A 17,685-nucleotide genomic window follows, 5' to 3' on the forward strand; every position below is an offset into this window, starting at 1 on the left:
ACAATCCACACGGAGACGCCCATGTCCTTTGACGCCCCCTTTCGCCCCGCCCGCCGCATTGCCATCATCGGTGGCGGCATCTCGGGGCTCGCTGCCGCATGGCTGCTGTCGCGCACGGATTCCGTCACGCTTTACGAAGCCGAGCCGCGCTTGGGGGGACATGCCCGCACCGTGATGGCAGGCAAAAACGGGGATCAGCCGGTCGATACCGGCTTCATCGTCTTCAACTACGCCAACTATCCGCACATGACCCGGATGTTTCAGGATCTGGATGTGCCCGTCGCCAAAAGCGACATGAGTTTCGGGGCCACGGTGGATAATGGCCGCATCGAATACGGTTTGAAGGATCTCGACGCGCTTTTGGCGCAGCGATCGAACCTTGCGCGCCCCGGCTTCCTGCGTATGCTGCGCGATATCATGCGCTTCAATGCGCGGGCCGAGGAATTGGCCAAGGATGACAGCGCCACCATCGCCGATCTGATGCGCGACCTGAAGCTGGGTCGCTGGTTCCGTGATTATTACCTCGTGCCTCTGTCCGGTGCGATCTGGTCGACACCGCCGGAACAGATCCTGTCCTTCCCCGCCAAGGCGCTGGTGCAGTTTTTCCGCAACCATGCGCTCATGTCGACATATGGTCAGCATCAGTGGTGGACGGTGGATGGCGGCAGCCGCGAATATGTCAGCCGTCTGGAAACCTATCTGCGCGCAGCCGGGGCCGACCTGCGCATGGGCCAGCCGGTCAGATCCGTGCGCCGGTCGGGTGGGGCGGCGACGGTCGTGTCAGAACAGGGGGCAGAGGTTTTCGACCACGTCATTTTCGCCTGCCATTCCGATCAGGCGCTGCGGCTGCTGGACCGTCCCACGAAAGACGAGGCGCAGGCGCTCTCTGCCATCCGGTTCCAGGATAACGAGGTCTGGCTGCACCGTGACCCCGCCCAGATGCCCAAGCGGCGCAAGGTCTGGTCCTCCTGGGTCTATCAGGCCGAGCAGAATGCCGACAGCCAGCGCATCGGCGTCAGCTACTGGATGAACCGGTTGCAGAACATTCCCGAGGATGACCCGCATTTCATCACCCTGAACCCCGCCCGCCCGATCCGCGAGGATCTGGTCTACGACCAGACCACATTCGCCCATCCGGTTTTCGACCTTGCCGCGCTGCGCGCACAGGGGCAGCTGCGCGAGATGCAGGGGCGCAACAACACCTGGTTTGCCGGGGCCTATACGCGCCACGGCTTCCACGAGGACGGGTTCGCCAGTGCCGTGCGCATCGCCCGCGCGCTGCAGGACCAACAGCAGGCCATCGCCGCATGAGCCACTGGCCCGAACATCTGCAAAGCCAGACCACCCACGCACGACGCGGGGGCATTCGGCACGCCTTCACTCATGAGGTGGATTTCATGCTGATCGACCCTGACGCCTGCGAGGGCCCCGCGCTGTTTGCCCGGAACCGCGCGGGGCTCTATTCCGTTCAGGATCGCCACCATGGCGGGGCACCGGGTAAGGGTCGCGGTGTTGTCTGGGCGCGGGAGGTCTTCGCCGCCCATGGCCTGACCGACGCACGCATCCTGCTGCTGACGCAGCCCGCCTTTCTGGGCCGCGTCTTCAACCCTGTCAGTTTCTGGCTAGCGTTTCGGGGTGACGATCTGGTTGCCGTGATTTCAGAGGTGACCAACACGTTCGGGGACCGGCACAGCTATCTCTCGGCCCATCCCGGATTTGCCCCGATCCAGCCACAGGATGTGCTGGAGGCCGTGAAACTCATGCATGTGTCCCCCTTCCAGGAGATCAAGGGCGGCTACCGGTTCCAGTTTCGCATCACGCCTGACCGCGTCGCCATCCGCATCCTTCATGAAAACGGCCCCGAGGGCGTGGTTGCCACCCTTACCGGCGCGCGCCGCCCGATGACCAACGCCACGCTTCTGGCTGCCGCCATCCGCCGCCCGGCAGGCACCGCGCGCACTTGGGTTTTGATCCACTGGCACGCGGCTCGACTGAAACTGAAAGGGGCGCTCTATCGCCCCCGCCCCGATGCCCCCACAGAAGAGGTAAGCTGATGCTGTTCCTGACCGCCCGCGTGAAACGCGATTTTCTGGAAAGCTGTGGCCAGATCACAGAAGGCAGCCTGCGCCTGCGCACGCCCGAGGGCGAGGTCTACGATTTCGGTCAGGGTCTGCCCGAAGCTGAAATGACGCTCCACGACTGGTCCGTCGTCACCGCCTGCGCCGCCAAGGGCGATATCGGCTTGGGCGAGACCTATCTGGCGGGGCTCTGGGACACGCCCTCGGTCTCGGACCTCTGCCAGGTGGCCCTGCAGAACATGGAGCGGCTGGAAAGCTTCGTCTATGGCGGCTTCTGGGCACGCATCGGCTACCGGCTGCTCAACACCGTGATGCGGGCAAATTCCCGTGCCGGGGCCGCACGCAACATCCGCAAGCATTACGATGTGGGCAACGAGTTCTATTCCCTCTGGCTCGACCGGGGGATGACATATTCCTCCGCCCTCTTTGCCGAAGGCGACAGTGACCTGACCCGCGCACAGGACCGCAAGAACGCCCGTATTCTGGGTCAGTTGAGCGGCGACAGCGTGCTGGAAATCGGCTGTGGCTGGGGCGGCTTTGCCGAGGCAGCCGCCGACCGGGGACATCGTGTGACCGGCCTGACCCTGTCGCCAAGCCAGAAGGGCTATGCCGATGCCCGTCTTGATGGCCGGGCCGAGATCCGGTTGCAGGATTACCGCGACACGCGCGGGCGCTTCGACAATATCGTGTCGATCGAAATGGTGGAGGCCGTCGGCGAACGCTACTGGCCCACCTATTTCGGCGCGTTGAAAGACCGGCTGGCAGACGGGGGCCGCGCGGTGCTTCAGGTCATCACCGTGCCCGACGACTATTTCGGCATCTACCGGCGCGGGTCCGATTTCATCCGCTCGCATATCTTCCCGGGTGGCATGTTGCTGTCTCCGGGCGTGATCCGCCAGCAGGCGGCGCGGGCCGGGCTTCAGGTGGTCGATGATTTCGCCTTCGGGCATCACTACGCGGCCACCACAAAGGCATGGCAGACCCGGATGGACGCGGAACAGCGCCGCATCGCCCGCCTTGGCCTGCCGGAAGAGTTCCTGCGCGGTTGGCGGTTCTATCTGGGCTCCAGCACGGCGGCCTTCCTGACAGGACAGACCGGGGTGCATCAGGTCGCGCTGGCCCATGCTGGGGAGGCAAGCCGATGACCTATGTTCTTGCAGCGCTTGCCCTGACGCTTGTCCTCTGGCTCGCCTTCCGCGCCCGGTTCAGCTTTCGCCGCCAAAGCCCTGAAACCTACGCGGACACAGGCCCCGCCTTCGACATCCGCCGCCATCTGAACGGCCCCATCCATTGCGAGGGCGTGATCTATGGCCCCCTTGGCACCGTCACCTCTCGCTTCACCGCCGATATGCAGGGCGAATGGGCGGGGGCGACCGGCACGCTTGCCGAGCATTTCCGCTATGCGGGCGGCGGCACCCAGGACCGTAAGTGGTTCCTCAACGTGGCCAATGACGGAACCTTCACCGCCACCGCCGATGACATTATCGGCACCGGTCGCGGGGTGATGTCGGGGGCCACCGTGTGCATGAACTATCGCCTGAAACTATCCGATGACGCGGGCGGCCATGTGCTGGACGTGACCGACTGGATGTACCTGATGGACAATGGCGTGATCATGAACCGCTCCGAGATGCGCAAATACGGGCTGCGCGTGGCCGAACTTGTCGCCACCATGCGCCCCGCCGCCTGACATGGTCCGGGACAAAACCTACTGGCTGATCGGCGCGTCCGAGGGGCTTGGCAGGGCGTTGGCCGGACTTATGGCCGCCGAAGGTGCGCGCATGATCCTATCGGCGCGGAATGCCGAGCGGCTGGAGGCACTTGCCGCCACCCTGCCCCACGCCCACGCCCTGCCGATGGATGTCACCGACAACGCTTCGGTGCGCGCGGCCATTGCAGACCTGGGCCAGATCGACGGGGTGATCTACTGCGCCGGGGCCTATGAGCCGATGACCGCACAGGGCTGGGACGTGGAGGAGGCGCTTAAAGTGTCCGAGGTCAATTTCACTGGCGCCCTACGCAGCCTCGGCCATGTGGTGCCTCAAATGGCGGCACGGGGCAGCGGCCATATCGTGCTCATCGGCTCGCTGGCCGGGTTCCGAGGTCTGCCCGGTGCCATCGGCTACAGCGCCAGCAAGGGCGCGCTGATGCAACTGGCCGAGAACCTGTTCATGGACCTGCGGGGGACCGGGGTGACGGTCCAGCAAATCAATCCCGGCTTCATCAAGACCCGGCTGACCGAGAAGAACAGCTTCGACATGCCCTTCATCCTGTCGCCCGAGGAGGCCGCCACAAAGACCCTCAAGGCCATGAAATCCCGCCGTTTCGCCACGTCCTTTCCGTGGCCAATGGCTGCCTTCTTCCGGCTTGGCTCCGTCCTGCCCATCCGCCTCTTCCGCCGGATGCTGAGCTAATCAGAGCCACTTCTTCCACTTGAACACCAGATAGCAGCCGACCGCCGACACCAGCATCAGCGCCAGCGCCGCCGGGTACCCCCAGGGCTGCGCCAATTCCGGCATCACAGCGAAATTCATCCCGTAGATCGACGCGACCAAAGTGGGCGGCAGGAACAGCACCGCCAGAACCGAGAAGATGCGGACCGTGGAATTCTGCACCAGAGTGATCATCCCGAGCGTCGCATCCACGCTCAGGCCGATGCGCGACGACAGGTAGTCGCTATGTTCCGACAGCGCCTCGATATCGCGCAGCAGCCCCGCAACCAGCCCGGCCACCGCCGCGCCCCGGTCGCCGGAATCGAAGAAGCTAAGGGCGCGTTCCAGCGTCAGCAGCGCCAGCCGGATCCGGCCAATCGCCTCGCCCTGCAAGCCCACCTGTCTCAGCGTCGCCTGCAACGCATCGGGGTCGCGCCCGGCATCACCCGCAAAGACCTGCCGCGTGGTGTCGTCCAGCACCCGGCCCACCCCTTCCGGCAGATCGGCCAGCCGCGCCACGATCTCTTGCGCCAGCCCCAGAAACACCCGTTCCGGCGCGTCGATCCCGGCCGAGGACTGCCCGGCCCGACCCGGATAGGTGACGAACGGGCGGGGCTGGTGATGGCGCACGCTGACCAGACGATCGGACGTCAGGATGAACGCAACCGGTGCGGCCACCTGATTGCCCACGGCAGTCTCTCCGGTCAGCACCACGGTCAGCACCTCGACCCCCTCGTCGCGATACAGCCGGTTGGACAGCTCGATCTCTTCCATCTCGGCAAGGCTCGGCACGTCTACCCCGAGCTCTGCCAGCAGCGCCACCTCCTCTGACGTAGGCTGGAACAGGTCAATCCACAGCGCCTGATCGGACCCCGCCACCTGCAAGGCGCGGCCTGCACATCCATACGCCGTCAACATGCGAAATCTCCGATCCTTGTCTGCCCCCGGCTTGTCCGGGCAAGCCTATCAGACTTCCCTGGCGAAAGAGGTCGCCAAATTTGCCCGCCTCCGGACCCGCCCCTTCCCGACTGAAAAAATGTTCCCCAATTTCCCCGCCCGCGCCGCGAACCTGCCACAAAGCCGGGCCACATTCTGCGAACCCGCTATTGCAAGGAGACTTAGAATGACCCTCTACCTGGCCTGTATTGCCACTGTCGTATGCTGCACCATGGGCGCCAACGCGCTTTACAAATTCATCGTTGCCCGTCGTGAAGACAAGGGCGACATCGCGGACGCCGTGGCATAAGTCTGATGACAGCCACGCGCCACCGCGAGGCGCGAGCAGAGACATGAAAACGGCATCTTGCGGGGTGCCGTTTTTCATTTTCCTTCAGGTGGCGCGGAAATCGCTCGGGGTCCGGCCGGTCCAGCGGCGAAAGGCCCGCACAAAGGAGGAGGGTTCGGAGAACCCCACCAGATAGGCGGTCTGGTTGACCGACACCTTGCGCGCAGACAGGTAATCGCACGCCATCCGCTGACGCAACGCGTCATGCACTCCGCCAAAGGTCACGCCTTCCTCTTTCAGCCGCCGATACAGCGTCTGCCGGCTCATCCCCAGTTCCGCCGCCATCCGGTCCATCGAAATATCGCCCTCGTGCAGGATGGCCATCAGCCGCGCTTCCACCTGCGCCCTGACCGACCCGTCTCGTGACAACTGTTCCAGAAGCTGATCGGCACGGCTGGCAAAGATGCCGAAGACATAACGGCTGGTCTCCTCCCACTCGACCTCCAGCCATCTGGGGTCGATTCGGATCGCATTGCGCGCCGCGCCAAAGCGCACCGGCACGCGGTAGAGTTCCTCATAGGCGGCGGCATGCGGCGGGGCGGGGTAACTCACCTCCATCTCCAGCGCGAAATCCGCCTTGGGGAAGCTGCGCCGGAACTCTCCGATGAAGCGGGCGAAGGCAGTTTCGGTCAGCGCCGGAAAGCTGTTTGGATCGGGCCGGTTGTCGACAATCCAGATCTGCCCGTTTTCCGGGCTGACGCTATAGCGTTCCGTCCCGTTCATGATGTCGAGCTCCACCATCAGCTTGGCATAGCGGTTGAGCTGCACCATAGACTCCGCCATCGAGGCAGAGGAATGCACGATCAGCCCAACGATCGAAACCTCCTCCAGCTTGGTGCCAAGGCTGTAGCGGATGGGCAAGGCCCCGTCTCCGGTGGCCGCACAGGCCGCCTCGATCAGCGCCTTGTAGGCCCCCAATGGCACCCGTGCATCCTGATCGGACAGGTCCATGCCGGCCAGCCCCGAGACCGCAAGCAACCCCGCCCGGTCCGCACCCTCGGCCACCGCATAGTCCAGAAATCCCTTCACGATCCCCGCCGCCGCCGTGGCGCCTGTCGCTGCAATCATACCGTCATTCCAATCGCTATGTCCCAGACCTAGCCGCGCTGGCACGAATTGCCAACAGGTTGAAACGCGGGGTCATGGCGATGACACGAAGCACGGCCTAGATCGCGTTCATCGAAACACCCCAAGGACGACCCCCATGAAATCCTGCCTGATCACCCGCCTGTCCCGGCGGCGCCTAGGCCTCTGGTCCAACCCGCTATCCGCCCTGCCCGACCGGTTGCGCGCCGATATGGGCCTGCCCGACCGCCCCGCGCACCTGCCCGCGCGGCCCTTTCTCTTCTTCACGCCCCTCATGAAACTCTGAAAGACCTGCCTCCATGAAACCCGCTATGTTCCTCACCCCCCTGATGATCGCCGCGCTGGTCTCGGCCTGCGCCGAAAGCGGTGCCAATTACGCACCTGTCCTCGATGGCGAACCGACCGCCGCCTATGCGCATGACCTGCACGCCTGCCAGACACTGGCCGCCAATCAGCGCCAGTTCGACCGCCAGACCGCGGGCAGTGCCGCGCTAGGCGCGGGCGTGGGCGCGCTGGCCGGTGCCGCTGATGAGGATGTAGGCGAGTCCGAAGGCATCGCCGCCGGTCTGGTCGTCGGCGCATTGGTCGGGGCCGCCGCAGGCGCGGGCGACGCCAGCGCCCGGCGCGAAGCCATCATCGTGGAATGCCTGCGCGGACGCGGTCACAGGGTGGCTGGCTGACCCCTTGGGCGGCACGAAACCGTTCCTGAAGATCATTGCGAGGCCCCCCGGCCTCCGATGATGACATCGGCGAAAACGCCGCCCATTCCGCGCTCAACCGGCATCATCAGCCCGCAGCTTTCATCTCGGCCCAAATACCTCCGCCGGAGGCACCCTGCCCAATCCACCGATCCAGACGCCGCTGATGGCACGCAGACCCCGCGCGACGCCCCTGACAGATGCACTCCCGTCCGACCCGGCGCACACCGTTCTCCTCCCGCGCGGGGAAGGGCCTTCGAAGGCCCTTTCAAAGAGGTTTCGAAACCTCTTCCCCGCGCAAGCGGCAAGGTTTCGCGCCCGATCAGGTCAACTCGGAAATCCGGGTTTGGTCTGCACGCCCGGTGCACGGGGGGTGTACAGGGGGTGTACGCCCGGCACCCCCCTCTTTTCACGGGGCCTAGCGCCCCTTCCAGACCGGATCTCGCCCCTCGGCAAAGGCCTTCGATCCTTCCAGCTGATCCTCTGACCGATAGAGCGTTTCCACCGTCTCGAACTGGCTCTTGGTGATCTTGTTCATGGCGTCCTGGAACTTCATATCCTCCGCCTCGCGCACGATCTCCTTGATCGCCGCATAGACCAGCGGCGGTCCCGACGCCAGCAGGTCCGCCATCTCGCGCGCCTTGGCAAGCAACTGATCTGCCGGGTAGATATGATTCACGAACCCCCATCTCGCCGCTTCCTCCGCATCCAGCCACCGGCCGGTGAACAGCATCTCCATGGCGATATGATAGGGGATGCGTTTGGGCAGCTTGACGCTCGCCGCATCGGCCACGGTGCCGGATCGGATTTCAGGCAAAGCAAAGCTGGCGTGATCGGCGGCCAGGATAATGTCCGCCGACAGCGCCAGTTCCAGCCCGCCCCCGCAGCAGATCCCGTTAACCGCTGAAATCACTGGCTTATTCAGACCGCGCAATTCCTGCAAGCCGCCGAAACCACCCTTGCCGTAATAGGCATCGACCGGATCGCCACCCGCCGCCGCCTTCAGGTCCCACCCGGCGCAGAAGAACTTCTCGCCGCCGCCCGTGACAATCGCCACCCGCAGGTCGGGATCGTCCCGGAACTCGGTAAAAACCTCGCCCATGATCTGGCTGGTTTTCATGTCGATGGCATTGGCCTTGGGGCGGTCCAGCGTGACCTCCAGCACATGGCCACGGCGGTCCGTGCGAACGGGGGTGTCTGTCATCTGTCCTCTCCGATTGTGATCAGCGCATCGGCGGCAATGGCCTCCGACGGGGTGCATATGAGCGGGTTGATCTCGATTTCCTCCAGCCGCGCGGCCTCCGCCAGGACGAATCCTTGAACGGCCATGACTGCATCCAATATCGCCTCCAGGTTAGCCGGGTCTGCCCCGCGATAGCCAGCCAGAAGCGGTGAAATCTTCAGTTTTTTCAAGGCGTCGCGAATGTCCTCACGTGAAGATGGGACCAGCACCGACACCGTGTCGCGCAAAATCTCGGTCAGCGTTCCCCCGGCCCCGAGGGTCAGGACAAAGCCATGCGCCGGGTCGCGGACGACACCGACCAGCAGTTCCGCCACCGCGCCTGTCACCATCTCTTCCACCAGGAAGGATGCCGCCTGCATCTGGCTCGCCGCCGCCTCGACCGCCGCTGCATTTGTCAGGTTCAGCACCACCGCGCCCGCCTCGGTCTTGTGGGCCACACCCTCGCCCTTCAACACCACGGGAAAGCCGATGCCCGCCGCAACCTCCGCCGCCTCCGCCGCGCCCATGGCCCGGCCCGATCCCGGCACGCGCACGCCATGAGCGGCCAGCGCCGCCTTGGCCTGTGCCTCTGTCAGCGTCCTTGCACCGACCGGATCGCCCGGCAACAGCACCGGCTCCGGCACCTCCCGCGGCTGCCCCAGCCACGCCCCCAGATCGAGCGCGGCCAGCGCCTCGCCCATCCCCGAAAACGGCACGATCCCGCGCGCCACGGCCCGATCCGCCACCGCCTCGGGCAGGGTCTCGGGCAGGCTTGCCAGAATGCACATGCGCTTGGCCGTCGCGGCCTGCGTATCGGCTATGGCCTCCACCACCTTGTGCCAGTCGCTGGCGTCACAGCGGTCTTCTCGAGGGAAGTCCAGAACCGCGCATCCCATGGCCAGATCACCTTGCATCATGGCGCTGAAACAGCGGGTGGTGGCGGGCTGGTCGCCCCAGATATAGGTGTGATAATCCAACGGGTTGGCTAGGGCCACCTTGGGGCCCAAAGCCCCTGCCAGTGCCGCTCTCTGTCCCGGCTCCAGCGGCGGAAAAACAAGCCCGGTATCGACGCTCAGATCCGCCATCAGGCTCGCCTCACCGCCGGAACAGGACAGCGACCCGATCCGGTTCGACACCAGCGGCCCGCCCACATGCAGAAGCTTCAGCGTCTCCAGCATTTCGGCCAATGTCCGCGCCTGTGCAATCCCGAGCCGCGCCAGCAGCGCCCGCCCCCCCGCATCGCTGCCCGCGACCGAGGCGGTGTGCGACACCGTCGCCGCCCGCGCCTGTTCCGACGCGCCGATCCGCACGGCCACAATGGGTTTGCCAAGCTCGCGCGCCGTGGCCGCGAGCGCCTCGAACCCGCGCAGGTCGGATATCCCCTCGATATGCAGCCCGAGCGCGGTGACGCGGGGATCGGCCAGCAGCCCACGTCCCATCATCGCCAGATCGGTCTGCGCCTGGTTGCCCGCCGTCATGATATAGGCAATCGGCAGCCCGCGCGCCTGCATCGACAGGTTGCAGGCGATGTTGGAGCTCTGCGTGACAATCGCCACACCGCTCTCCACCGGTATCAACCCATGCTGGTCGGGCCACAGGAGCGCACCGTCCAAGGCGTTGAGAAACCCGTAACAATTGGGCCCCAGCACCGGCATTTCGCCTGCCGCAGCGACCAAGGCACGCTGCAACTCCGGCCCGTCCGCCAATTCGGCTTCCGCTTCCGCAAAGCCGCTGGCAAAACACACGGCCCCGCCCGCACCCATTTGCGACAGCAACCCCACGGTTTCCACCGTCACATGCCGGTTGACGCCGATGAACACCGCATCCGGCACCCCCGGTAAGTCCTCGACCCGCGCGAACACCGGCAGCCCCGCCATCTCGCTCCGGCTCGGATGCACGGGCCACAGATCGCCCGAAAACCCCACCTTCCGGCATTCCCGCAGCACATTCGCGCACCACGCGCCCCCCCCGATCACGGCGATGCTCGCGGGCCTCAGCAGCCGGTTCAGATCACGTCCCACAGATCACCTCGCACCTGCTTTCATCTTGGCAAAAATACCTCGGGGGAGTCGCCGTAAGGCGACGGGGGCGGAGCCCCCTTTTCGCGGTCCGCAGGACCGCGCGGATCGACGCGCGACGCGCGGCGAAATCCCCCTCGTCATGCGCCCAACGGCCGGAACAGCTCGCGGCTGATGATATGGCGCTGAATCTCGCTGGTGCCGTCCCAGATCCGTTCCACCCGCGCATCGCGCCAAAAGCGCTCGATCGGGTAGTCGCTCATCAGCCCCATGCCGCCATAGATCTGCAAGGCCGCGTCCGTGACCCGTGCCAGCATCTCAGTTGCGTAAACCTTGGCCGAGGCAATCTCTCGGTTCGCAGGTAGCCCCTGGTCGAGCCGCCAGGCGGAATTCAGCGTCAGCAGGTCCGCCGCGTCGATTTCGGTGATCATGTCGGCGATCTGGAAGCTGACGCCCTGGAACTTGGCGATCTGCTGGCCGAACTGTTCCCGCTCCGCCGCGTAGTTCAGCGCATAGTCGAAGACCCGCCGCGCGCGGCCCACGCTCATCGTCGCAACGGTGATCCGCGTGGCATAGAGCCAGGTGTTCATCACCTCGAACCCGCCATCGACCTCGCCCAGAACCTGCGCATCAGGCAGGCGGCAATCGTCGAACTCCAGCACCATGTTCTTGTAGCCCCGATGGCTGACGGATTTGTAGCCATCGCGGATCGTGAAGCCCGGCGTCCCCCGGTCCACCAGAAACGCGGTGATCCGCTTCTTGGGGCCCTTCGGGGTCATGTCCTCGCCCGTGGCAATGAAGACGATGATGAAATCCGCATGATCCGCGCCCGAGATGAAATGCTTGGTGCCGTTCACGACCCAATCGCCGCCATCGCGCACAGCGGAGCATTTCATGCCCCGCACGTCCGATCCCGCGCCCGGTTCGGTCATCGCCAGCGCATCCATCCGCTCGCCACGCACAGCGGGCAGCAAATAGCGTTCCTTCTGATCGCCCTCGCAGGCCATCAGGATGTTCTGGGGCCGCCCGAAGAAATGGTTGAGCGCCATGGACCCGCGCCCCAGTTCCCGCTCCACCAATGCAAATTCCAGATGGTTCAGACCCGCGCCACCCACTTCCTCGGGGAAGTTGCAGGCGTAGAACCCAAGTTCGATCGTCTTGCGCTTGATCTCGTCGGCCACCTCTTTCGGCACCTCACCAGTGCGCTCTACCACATCCTCATGCGGGTAGATTTCCTTCTCCACGAAGCTGCGCACGGTGGAGACGATCATCTCCTGTTCATCGGTCAGACCGAAATTCATGGGCCGTCTCCCTTGTCCTGCTGGCCCGACTATGGAAGATGCGCTTGAGGCAATCATGCAGAACTGGTCATAAGTTATGCAAAAACCGCAACAGATTACGCCGCCCCGCAGCATTGGCGTGCTGCTCTTTCCGGCCTTCTCCAACCATTGCCTTGCCAATGCGGTGGAGCCCTTGCGCGGGGCCAACATGCTGTCACGGCGGGGGCTCTATGACTGGCAGTTCCTCAGCCTCGACGGGGCGGGCGTGGCGTCTTCCTCCGGCCTCACGGTGCAGCCGCAGGGGCGGCTCTCGGATCATCCGGGCGGCGATTACCTGCTGGTGATGCCGAGCTATGATTTCGAACGCCACGCCACCCCCGCCCTCACCCGTGCCCTGCGCGCGGCGGCGGGGCGGTTTCGGACCATTGTGGGCCTCGATACCGGCAGTTACCTGATGGCGGCGGCGGGGCTGCTCGACGGGCGGCGGGCGACGATCCACTGGGACGAGATGGACACGCTGGCCGAACGCTTCCCCGATGTGACCGTCACCGAAGATCGTTTCGTGATCGACGGCGACCGGATCACCTGCGGCGGCACCACCACCACGTTCGAACTGATGCTGCACCTGATCGACGCCCATCACGGGGCGATGCTGCGGCTGGAGGTGGCGGCGCTCTTCATGCATGGCGAGGCCGACCCGCGCGCCGATCCGCTCACGCGCATGCCCCGCGACCGGCTGGTGCAGGCCGCCGTCTCGATCATGCGCCGCAATATCGAAGCCCCTTTGTCCGTGGGGGAGATCTCTGCACGACTGAACCTCAGTCAACGGGGGTTAGAGGCGCATTTCGCGCGGGAAACCGGCATGTCACCCCGTGCCGTCTACCTCGCGCTTCGGCTGCGTCAGGCGAGACTTCTGGCGGAACGTACCACGCTCTCGGTGGCCGAAATCGCCACTCGTTGCGGATATGCAGATGCCAGCGCCATGACCCGCGCCTTTCGACGCGAGTTCGGCTTTGCGCCCTCTGTTTTGCGCCGCGCCTAGAATAACTATTTTAAGCTTGAAACATAATCATGGCAGCCATAGGGTCCCATGCAGGGAGACTCGCATCACCACCTTTCAAGGAGGCGCTCCATGAGCGACCAGCCCTACAACCCACACAGCGACGGCGCGCAGATGGATTTTCGCGCGGCCATGTCCTACGGCGATTACCTGCATCTCGACGGGATATTGCAGCAGCAGCACCCGCTGTCGGATGCCCATGACGAGATGCTGTTCATCATCCAGCACCAGACCAGCGAGCTGTGGATGAAACTGGCAATCCATGAACTATCCGCCGCGCGAAATGCTCTGCACGCGGGACAGATGTCGCAGATGTTCAAGATGCTCGCCCGCGTTTCCCGCATTTTCGAACAACTCAACAGCGCCTGGGACGTGCTGCGCACGATGACGCCCGCCGACTACACGCGCTTTCGCAAGTCGCTCGGGCCGTCCTCCGGCTTCCAGTCCTACCAATACCGGCTGATCGAGTTCGTCCTGGGCAACCGCAACCCCAACATGGTCAAACCGCATGCCCATGTGCCGGGCGTAACCGAGATGCTGGAGGCCGAACTGGCCCGCCCGAGTTTCTACGATGAGGTCGTCACCCTGCTCTTCGCGCAGGTGGAGGGACCAGACCCCGAGCCGGCCCCGCAACTCGACACGCCGCATCATGCGCGGCCCGAGATTCAGGCGCGCTGGAAGGCGGTCTATGAAGATACCGATCGCTACTGGACGCTCTATGAATTGGGCGAAAAACTGGTGGACCTGGAGGATTACTTCCGCCGCTGGCGCTTCAACCACGTGACCACTGTGGAACGCGTCATCGGGTTCAAACGGGGTACCGGCGGCACCTCGGGCGTGCAATACCTGCGCCGGATGCTGGAGGTGGAGCTGTTCCCCGAACTCTGGCATGTCAGAGGAGAGCTGTAAGATGGGTGTACCCCTGCCCCGCAAGGACCTTTTCGAAATCCCCGAAGGCGTGATCTACCTCGACGGCAATTCGCTTGGCGTGCTGCCCAAGGGAGCCGCGGCACGGGCCACGGAAGTGATCAAGCAGGAATGGGGCGGGCAGCTGATCCGCGCGTGGAACGTGGCGGGCTGGATGGACCTGCCCCGCGTTGTGGGCGACCGGATCGGGCATCTCATCGGCGCGCCTGCGGGGTCCGTGGCCACCGGCGACACGCTGTCGATCAAGGTCTATCAGGCGCTGGCTGCCGCGCTGAAGATGCGCCCCGACCGCCGCGTGATCCTGTCGGATGACGGCAACTTCCCCTCCGACCTCTACATGGCGCAGGGGCTGATTGGCACCATCGACAAGGGATATGAGCTGCGCACCCCCGCGCCAGAGGATGTGGCCGGTGCGATCACCGAAGAGGTCGCCGTCGTCATGCTGACCCATGTGGATTACCGGTCCGGCCGGATGCATGACATGAACGCCATCACCAAGAAGGCCCATGCCATGGGTGCCGTGATGATCTGGGATCTCGCTCATTCGGCGGGGGCGGTGCCGGTCGATATGGCCGGGTCAAACGCTGAATTTGCCGTGGGCTGCAGCTACAAATACCTCAACGGCGGCCCCGGCGCGCCCGCCTTCATCTACGCCCGCCCTGACATCATCGAGGGCGTGGAACCCGCGCTGTCCGGCTGGCTCGGCCATGACGCGCCCTTCGCGATGGAATTGGGCTACCGCCCCGCCATGTCCACCGAGCGGCTGCGCGTCGGCACGCCGCCCATCCTGCAACTGGCGGTGCTGCAAGAGGCGCTGAAGGCCTGGGACGGGGTCGATATGGATGACCTGCGCAAGGCCTCGCTGGCCCTGTCGGAATGCTTCATCCGCGAAGTGACCGCCCGCTGCCCCGAGTTGCGCCTCGCCTCCCCCACCGATCCCGCGACGCGCGGCAGCCAGGTCTCCTTTGCCTTCGCGCACAGCTACGCCGCGATGCAGGCCCTGATCGCCCGCGGCGTCATAGGCGATTTCCGCGCCCCCGACGTCATGCGTTTTGGCTTCACGCCGCTCTATCTCGATGAAGCCGACGTGATCCGCGCCGCCGAGATCCTCCAAGAGGTGATCGAGACCCGCGCCTATGAGGCGCCGGAATACCAGACCCGGTCGCGCGTCACCTGACGCGGGCCGCTTGCGTCACAGACGCGCGCCTTTGTCCTGTTGATCATTCCCCGCACCTGATTTAGGCCAGCGACGAAAGCAACCACGGCGACTCCCGGGGACCTGCCGACGCGCACAGAAATGGTCAGCGCCGCAAGGCCCCCAGCCCCCCTCGGAACTTTGAAAAAGGGAACGGAACATGGCAGATCAAAAACAGCCTGACATTGTGTATACCATTGTAGACGAAGCGCCCGAACTGGCCTCGGCCTCGTTCCTGCCGATCATCCGCAAATTCGCGGATGCCGCGGGCGTCACCGTCGGCACCAAGGACATTTCGCTGGCGGGCCGCATCCTGTCGACCTTCCCCGAATACCTGTCCGAAGACCAGCGCCAGTCCGATGACCTGGCCGAACTGGGTCGCCTGGTGAAGACGGCCGAAGCCAACGTGATCAAGCTTCCCAACATCTCGGCCTCTGTCCCGCAGCTCGTTGCCGCCGTGAAAGAGCTTCAGTCGCAAGGCTATGCGCTGCCCGACTATCCCGAAGCCCCCGCGACCGACGAGGAAAAAGCCGTCCGCGCCAAGTATGACACCATCAAGGGCTCTGCCGTGAACCCGGTGCTGCGCGAAGGCAACTCCGACCGCCGCGCTGCCGCCGCCGTCAAGAACTACGCCCAGAAGAACCCGCACCGCATGGGCAAGTGGTCTGCCGACAGCAAGACCAAAGTGTCCTCAATGCCCGGCAATGATTTCTATGCCAACGAGGTCTCGGCCACGCTTTCCGCCGCGCAGGCCGGTCCCGCCAAGATCGAATTCGCGGGCAAGGATGGCACCATCACCACGCTGAAAGACAACTGGCCGCTCATCGATGGCGAAGTCGTCGACGCGACCTTCATGTCCGTCAAGGCGCTCTCCGCCTTCCTTGCCGACGCCATCGAGGACACAAAGAAAGACGGTACGCTCTTCTCCCTGCACATGAAGGCCACGATGATGAAGGTCTCTGACCCGATCATCTTCGGCCATGCGGTGAAAGCCTGGCTCGCGCCCGTCTTCGAGCAGTTCGGCGAAGAGCTCGCCGCGCTTGGCGTAAACCCCAATTCCGGTCTGGGCGATGTGCTCGCCCGCGTCGCGGACAACGCGGAAATCATGGCCGCCATCGAGGCCGCCACCGCCGACCGCCCGCCGATGTATATGGTGAATTCCGACAAGGGCATCACCAACCTGCATGTCCCCTCCGACGTGATCATCGACGCCTCCATGCCCGCGCTGATCCGCGCAGGCGGCAAGGGCTGGGGCCCTGATGGCAACGAGGCTGACACCAACTGTGTCATCCCCGACAACTGCTATGCCCCGGTCTATGACGAAAGCATCAATTTCTTCAAAGCCAATGGCGCGCTCAATCCGGCCACCGCAGGCACTGTTCAGAACCTCGGCCTGATGGCCCAGAAGGCGGAAGAATACGGCTCTCATCCCACCACGTTTGAAGCTCCCGCCGACGGCACCATCCGCATCGTGCTGGCAAATGGCGAGACCCTGCACTCCCACGAGGTGGAGGCAGGCGACATCTGGCGCGCCTGCACCGTCAAGAAGGCCCCCATCGAGAACTGGATCCAGCTCTCCATCGACCGCCAGCGCCTGACGGGCTTCCGCTCGATCTTCTGGCTCGATGCCAACCGCGCCCATGACGCCGAGCTGATCAAATACGTCCAGCCCGCGCTGGAGGCCGCAGGCGTTGCCGACAAGTTCGAGATCATGGCCCCCCGCGAAGCCACCCGCGCCTCGCTGGAAACCATCACGGCGGGCGGCAACACCATCGCCATCACCGGCAACGTGCTGCGCGACTACCTGACCGATCTCTTCCCGATCCTGGAACTCGGCACCTCGGCCAAGATGCTGTCCATCGTCGGCCTGATGAATGGCGGCGGACTCTTTGAGACCGGCGCGGGCGGCTCGGCGCCGAAGCATGTGCAGCAGCTGGTCGAGGAAAACCACCTGCGGTGGGACTCCATGGGCGAATTCTGCGCCCTGGGGGAAAGCCTCAACTTCCTCGCCGACAGCCGTGGCAATGCCAAGGCCGGTGTCCTGGGCCGCGCTGCCGAGGCCGCCACGCAGGGCATCCTCGACGACAACCGCAGCCCCAGCCGCAAGGTGGGCGAGCCCGACAACCGCGACAGCCACTACTGGTTCGCCCGCTACTGGGCCGAGGCGCTGGCAGCACAGTCGGACGATGCAGATCTCGCCGCCCATTTCGCCCCGATCGCCAAAGCGCTGGCCGTTGGCGAGGCGGCGATCCTGGCCGAACTCAAGGCCGTTCAGGGTCCCGCGGCCGATATCGGCGGCTACTACAAGCCTTCGGTCGAAAAGAAGGCCCGGGTCATGCGCCCCTCGGCCACGCTGAACGCAATCATCGGCTGACCCCGCCCACACACCACACGCAAGAAGGCC

The 17,685-nt window shown here is 64.7% G+C and carries 17 protein-coding genes; 12 read left to right on the forward strand and 5 right to left on the reverse strand.

Annotated elements, in window-relative coordinates:
- Positions 1–21 precede the first annotated feature (21 nt).
- From ACOOEX_RS13940 to ACOOEX_RS13960, 5 genes are read left to right on the forward strand one after another with little or no spacing between them, the layout of a single operon-like run.
- On the forward strand, positions 22–1,311 hold the full coding sequence (locus ACOOEX_RS13940; protein WP_420395391.1) for an NAD(P)/FAD-dependent oxidoreductase: 1,290 nt from the start codon (positions 22–24) through the stop codon (positions 1,309–1,311).
- Positions 1,308–2,054, forward strand: coding sequence for a DUF1365 domain-containing protein (locus ACOOEX_RS13945; protein ID WP_420395392.1), 747 nt, complete (start codon positions 1,308–1,310; stop codon positions 2,052–2,054). Before ACOOEX_RS13940 ends, ACOOEX_RS13945 begins: the two co-directional genes overlap by 4 nt.
- Positions 2,054–3,223 (forward strand): class I SAM-dependent methyltransferase, encoded by a 1,170-nt coding sequence (locus ACOOEX_RS13950; protein ID WP_420395393.1) that lies wholly within the window; start codon positions 2,054–2,056, stop codon positions 3,221–3,223. The genes ACOOEX_RS13945 and ACOOEX_RS13950 overlap by 1 nt, the downstream gene beginning before the upstream one ends.
- Complete coding sequence (locus ACOOEX_RS13955) at positions 3,220–3,768, forward strand: DUF3833 domain-containing protein (protein WP_420395394.1); 549 nt, start codon at positions 3,220–3,222, stop codon at positions 3,766–3,768. Before ACOOEX_RS13950 ends, ACOOEX_RS13955 begins: the two co-directional genes overlap by 4 nt.
- Before the next feature lies 1 nt (position 3,769).
- On the forward strand, positions 3,770–4,492 hold the full coding sequence (locus ACOOEX_RS13960) for an SDR family NAD(P)-dependent oxidoreductase (protein ID WP_420395395.1): 723 nt from the start codon (positions 3,770–3,772) through the stop codon (positions 4,490–4,492).
- On the opposite strand, the gene ACOOEX_RS13965 is transcribed toward ACOOEX_RS13960, so the two are convergent.
- Positions 4,493–5,428 carry a magnesium transporter CorA family protein gene (locus ACOOEX_RS13965; RefSeq protein ID WP_420395396.1) on the reverse strand — a complete coding sequence of 312 codons (936 nt, stop codon included), beginning with the start codon at positions 5,426–5,428 and terminating at the stop codon, positions 4,493–4,495.
- A gap of 205 nt (positions 5,429–5,633) precedes the next feature.
- Between ACOOEX_RS13965 and ACOOEX_RS13970 the strand changes: the two genes are divergently transcribed.
- A complete protein-coding gene (locus ACOOEX_RS13970) occupies positions 5,634–5,756 on the forward strand; it encodes a hypothetical protein (RefSeq protein WP_420395397.1) in 123 nt (40 codons plus the stop codon).
- An 84-nt stretch (positions 5,757–5,840) separates the two neighbouring features.
- On the opposite strand, the gene ACOOEX_RS13975 is transcribed toward ACOOEX_RS13970, so the two are convergent.
- The gene (locus ACOOEX_RS13975) at positions 5,841–6,863 is read right to left on the reverse strand and encodes an AraC family transcriptional regulator ligand-binding domain-containing protein (protein ID WP_420395398.1); all 1,023 of its coding nucleotides are present in this window, start codon (positions 6,861–6,863) and stop codon (positions 5,841–5,843) included.
- 136 nt (positions 6,864–6,999) lie between these two features.
- Between ACOOEX_RS13975 and ACOOEX_RS13980 the strand changes: the two genes are divergently transcribed.
- Together ACOOEX_RS13980 and ACOOEX_RS13985 are read left to right on the forward strand one after the other, a co-directional pair.
- A complete protein-coding gene (locus ACOOEX_RS13980; protein WP_420395399.1) occupies positions 7,000–7,167 on the forward strand; it encodes a hypothetical protein in 168 nt (55 codons plus the stop codon).
- 25 nt (positions 7,168–7,192) lie between these two features.
- On the forward strand, positions 7,193–7,561 hold the full coding sequence (locus tag ACOOEX_RS13985) for a glycine zipper family protein (protein ID WP_420395400.1): 369 nt from the start codon (positions 7,193–7,195) through the stop codon (positions 7,559–7,561).
- Positions 7,562–7,997: 436 nt separating this feature from the next.
- On the opposite strand, the gene ACOOEX_RS13990 is transcribed toward ACOOEX_RS13985, so the two are convergent.
- The 3 genes from ACOOEX_RS13990 to ACOOEX_RS14000 form a co-directional block, all read right to left on the reverse strand.
- The gene (locus ACOOEX_RS13990) at positions 7,998–8,783 is read right to left on the reverse strand and encodes a carnitinyl-CoA dehydratase (protein ID WP_420395401.1); all 786 of its coding nucleotides are present in this window, start codon (positions 8,781–8,783) and stop codon (positions 7,998–8,000) included.
- Complete coding sequence (locus ACOOEX_RS13995) at positions 8,780–10,822, reverse strand: acetate--CoA ligase family protein (protein ID WP_420395402.1); 2,043 nt, start codon at positions 10,820–10,822, stop codon at positions 8,780–8,782. The genes ACOOEX_RS13990 and ACOOEX_RS13995 overlap by 4 nt, the downstream gene beginning before the upstream one ends.
- 137 nt (positions 10,823–10,959) lie before the next feature.
- On the reverse strand, positions 10,960–12,120 hold the full coding sequence (locus tag ACOOEX_RS14000) for an acyl-CoA dehydrogenase family protein (protein WP_420395403.1): 1,161 nt from the start codon (positions 12,118–12,120) through the stop codon (positions 10,960–10,962).
- A gap of 76 nt (positions 12,121–12,196) precedes the next feature.
- Here ACOOEX_RS14000 and ACOOEX_RS14005 point away from each other — a divergent pair, with 76 nt between their 5' ends.
- The 4 genes from ACOOEX_RS14005 (at position 12,197) to ACOOEX_RS14020 (ending at position 17,655) form a co-directional block, all read left to right on the forward strand.
- The gene (locus ACOOEX_RS14005) at positions 12,197–13,141 is read left to right on the forward strand and encodes a GlxA family transcriptional regulator (protein ID WP_420395404.1); all 945 of its coding nucleotides are present in this window, start codon (positions 12,197–12,199) and stop codon (positions 13,139–13,141) included.
- A 90-nt stretch (positions 13,142–13,231) separates the two neighbouring features.
- Positions 13,232–14,068, forward strand: a complete 837-nt coding sequence (locus tag ACOOEX_RS14010; protein ID WP_420395405.1) for a tryptophan 2,3-dioxygenase — start codon at positions 13,232–13,234, stop codon at positions 14,066–14,068.
- 1 nt (position 14,069) lies between these two features.
- The gene (kynU, locus tag ACOOEX_RS14015) at positions 14,070–15,263 is read left to right on the forward strand and encodes a kynureninase (RefSeq protein WP_420395406.1); all 1,194 of its coding nucleotides are present in this window, start codon (positions 14,070–14,072) and stop codon (positions 15,261–15,263) included.
- A gap of 178 nt (positions 15,264–15,441) precedes the next feature.
- A complete protein-coding gene (locus ACOOEX_RS14020) occupies positions 15,442–17,655 on the forward strand; it encodes an NADP-dependent isocitrate dehydrogenase (RefSeq protein WP_420395407.1) in 2,214 nt (737 codons plus the stop codon).
- The last annotated feature ends 30 nt before the right edge of the window (positions 17,656–17,685 follow it).

Origin of the sequence: Nioella sp. (assembly GCF_965215655.1) — a bacterium.
Lineage (GTDB): Bacteria > Pseudomonadota > Alphaproteobacteria > Rhodobacterales > Rhodobacteraceae > Nioella.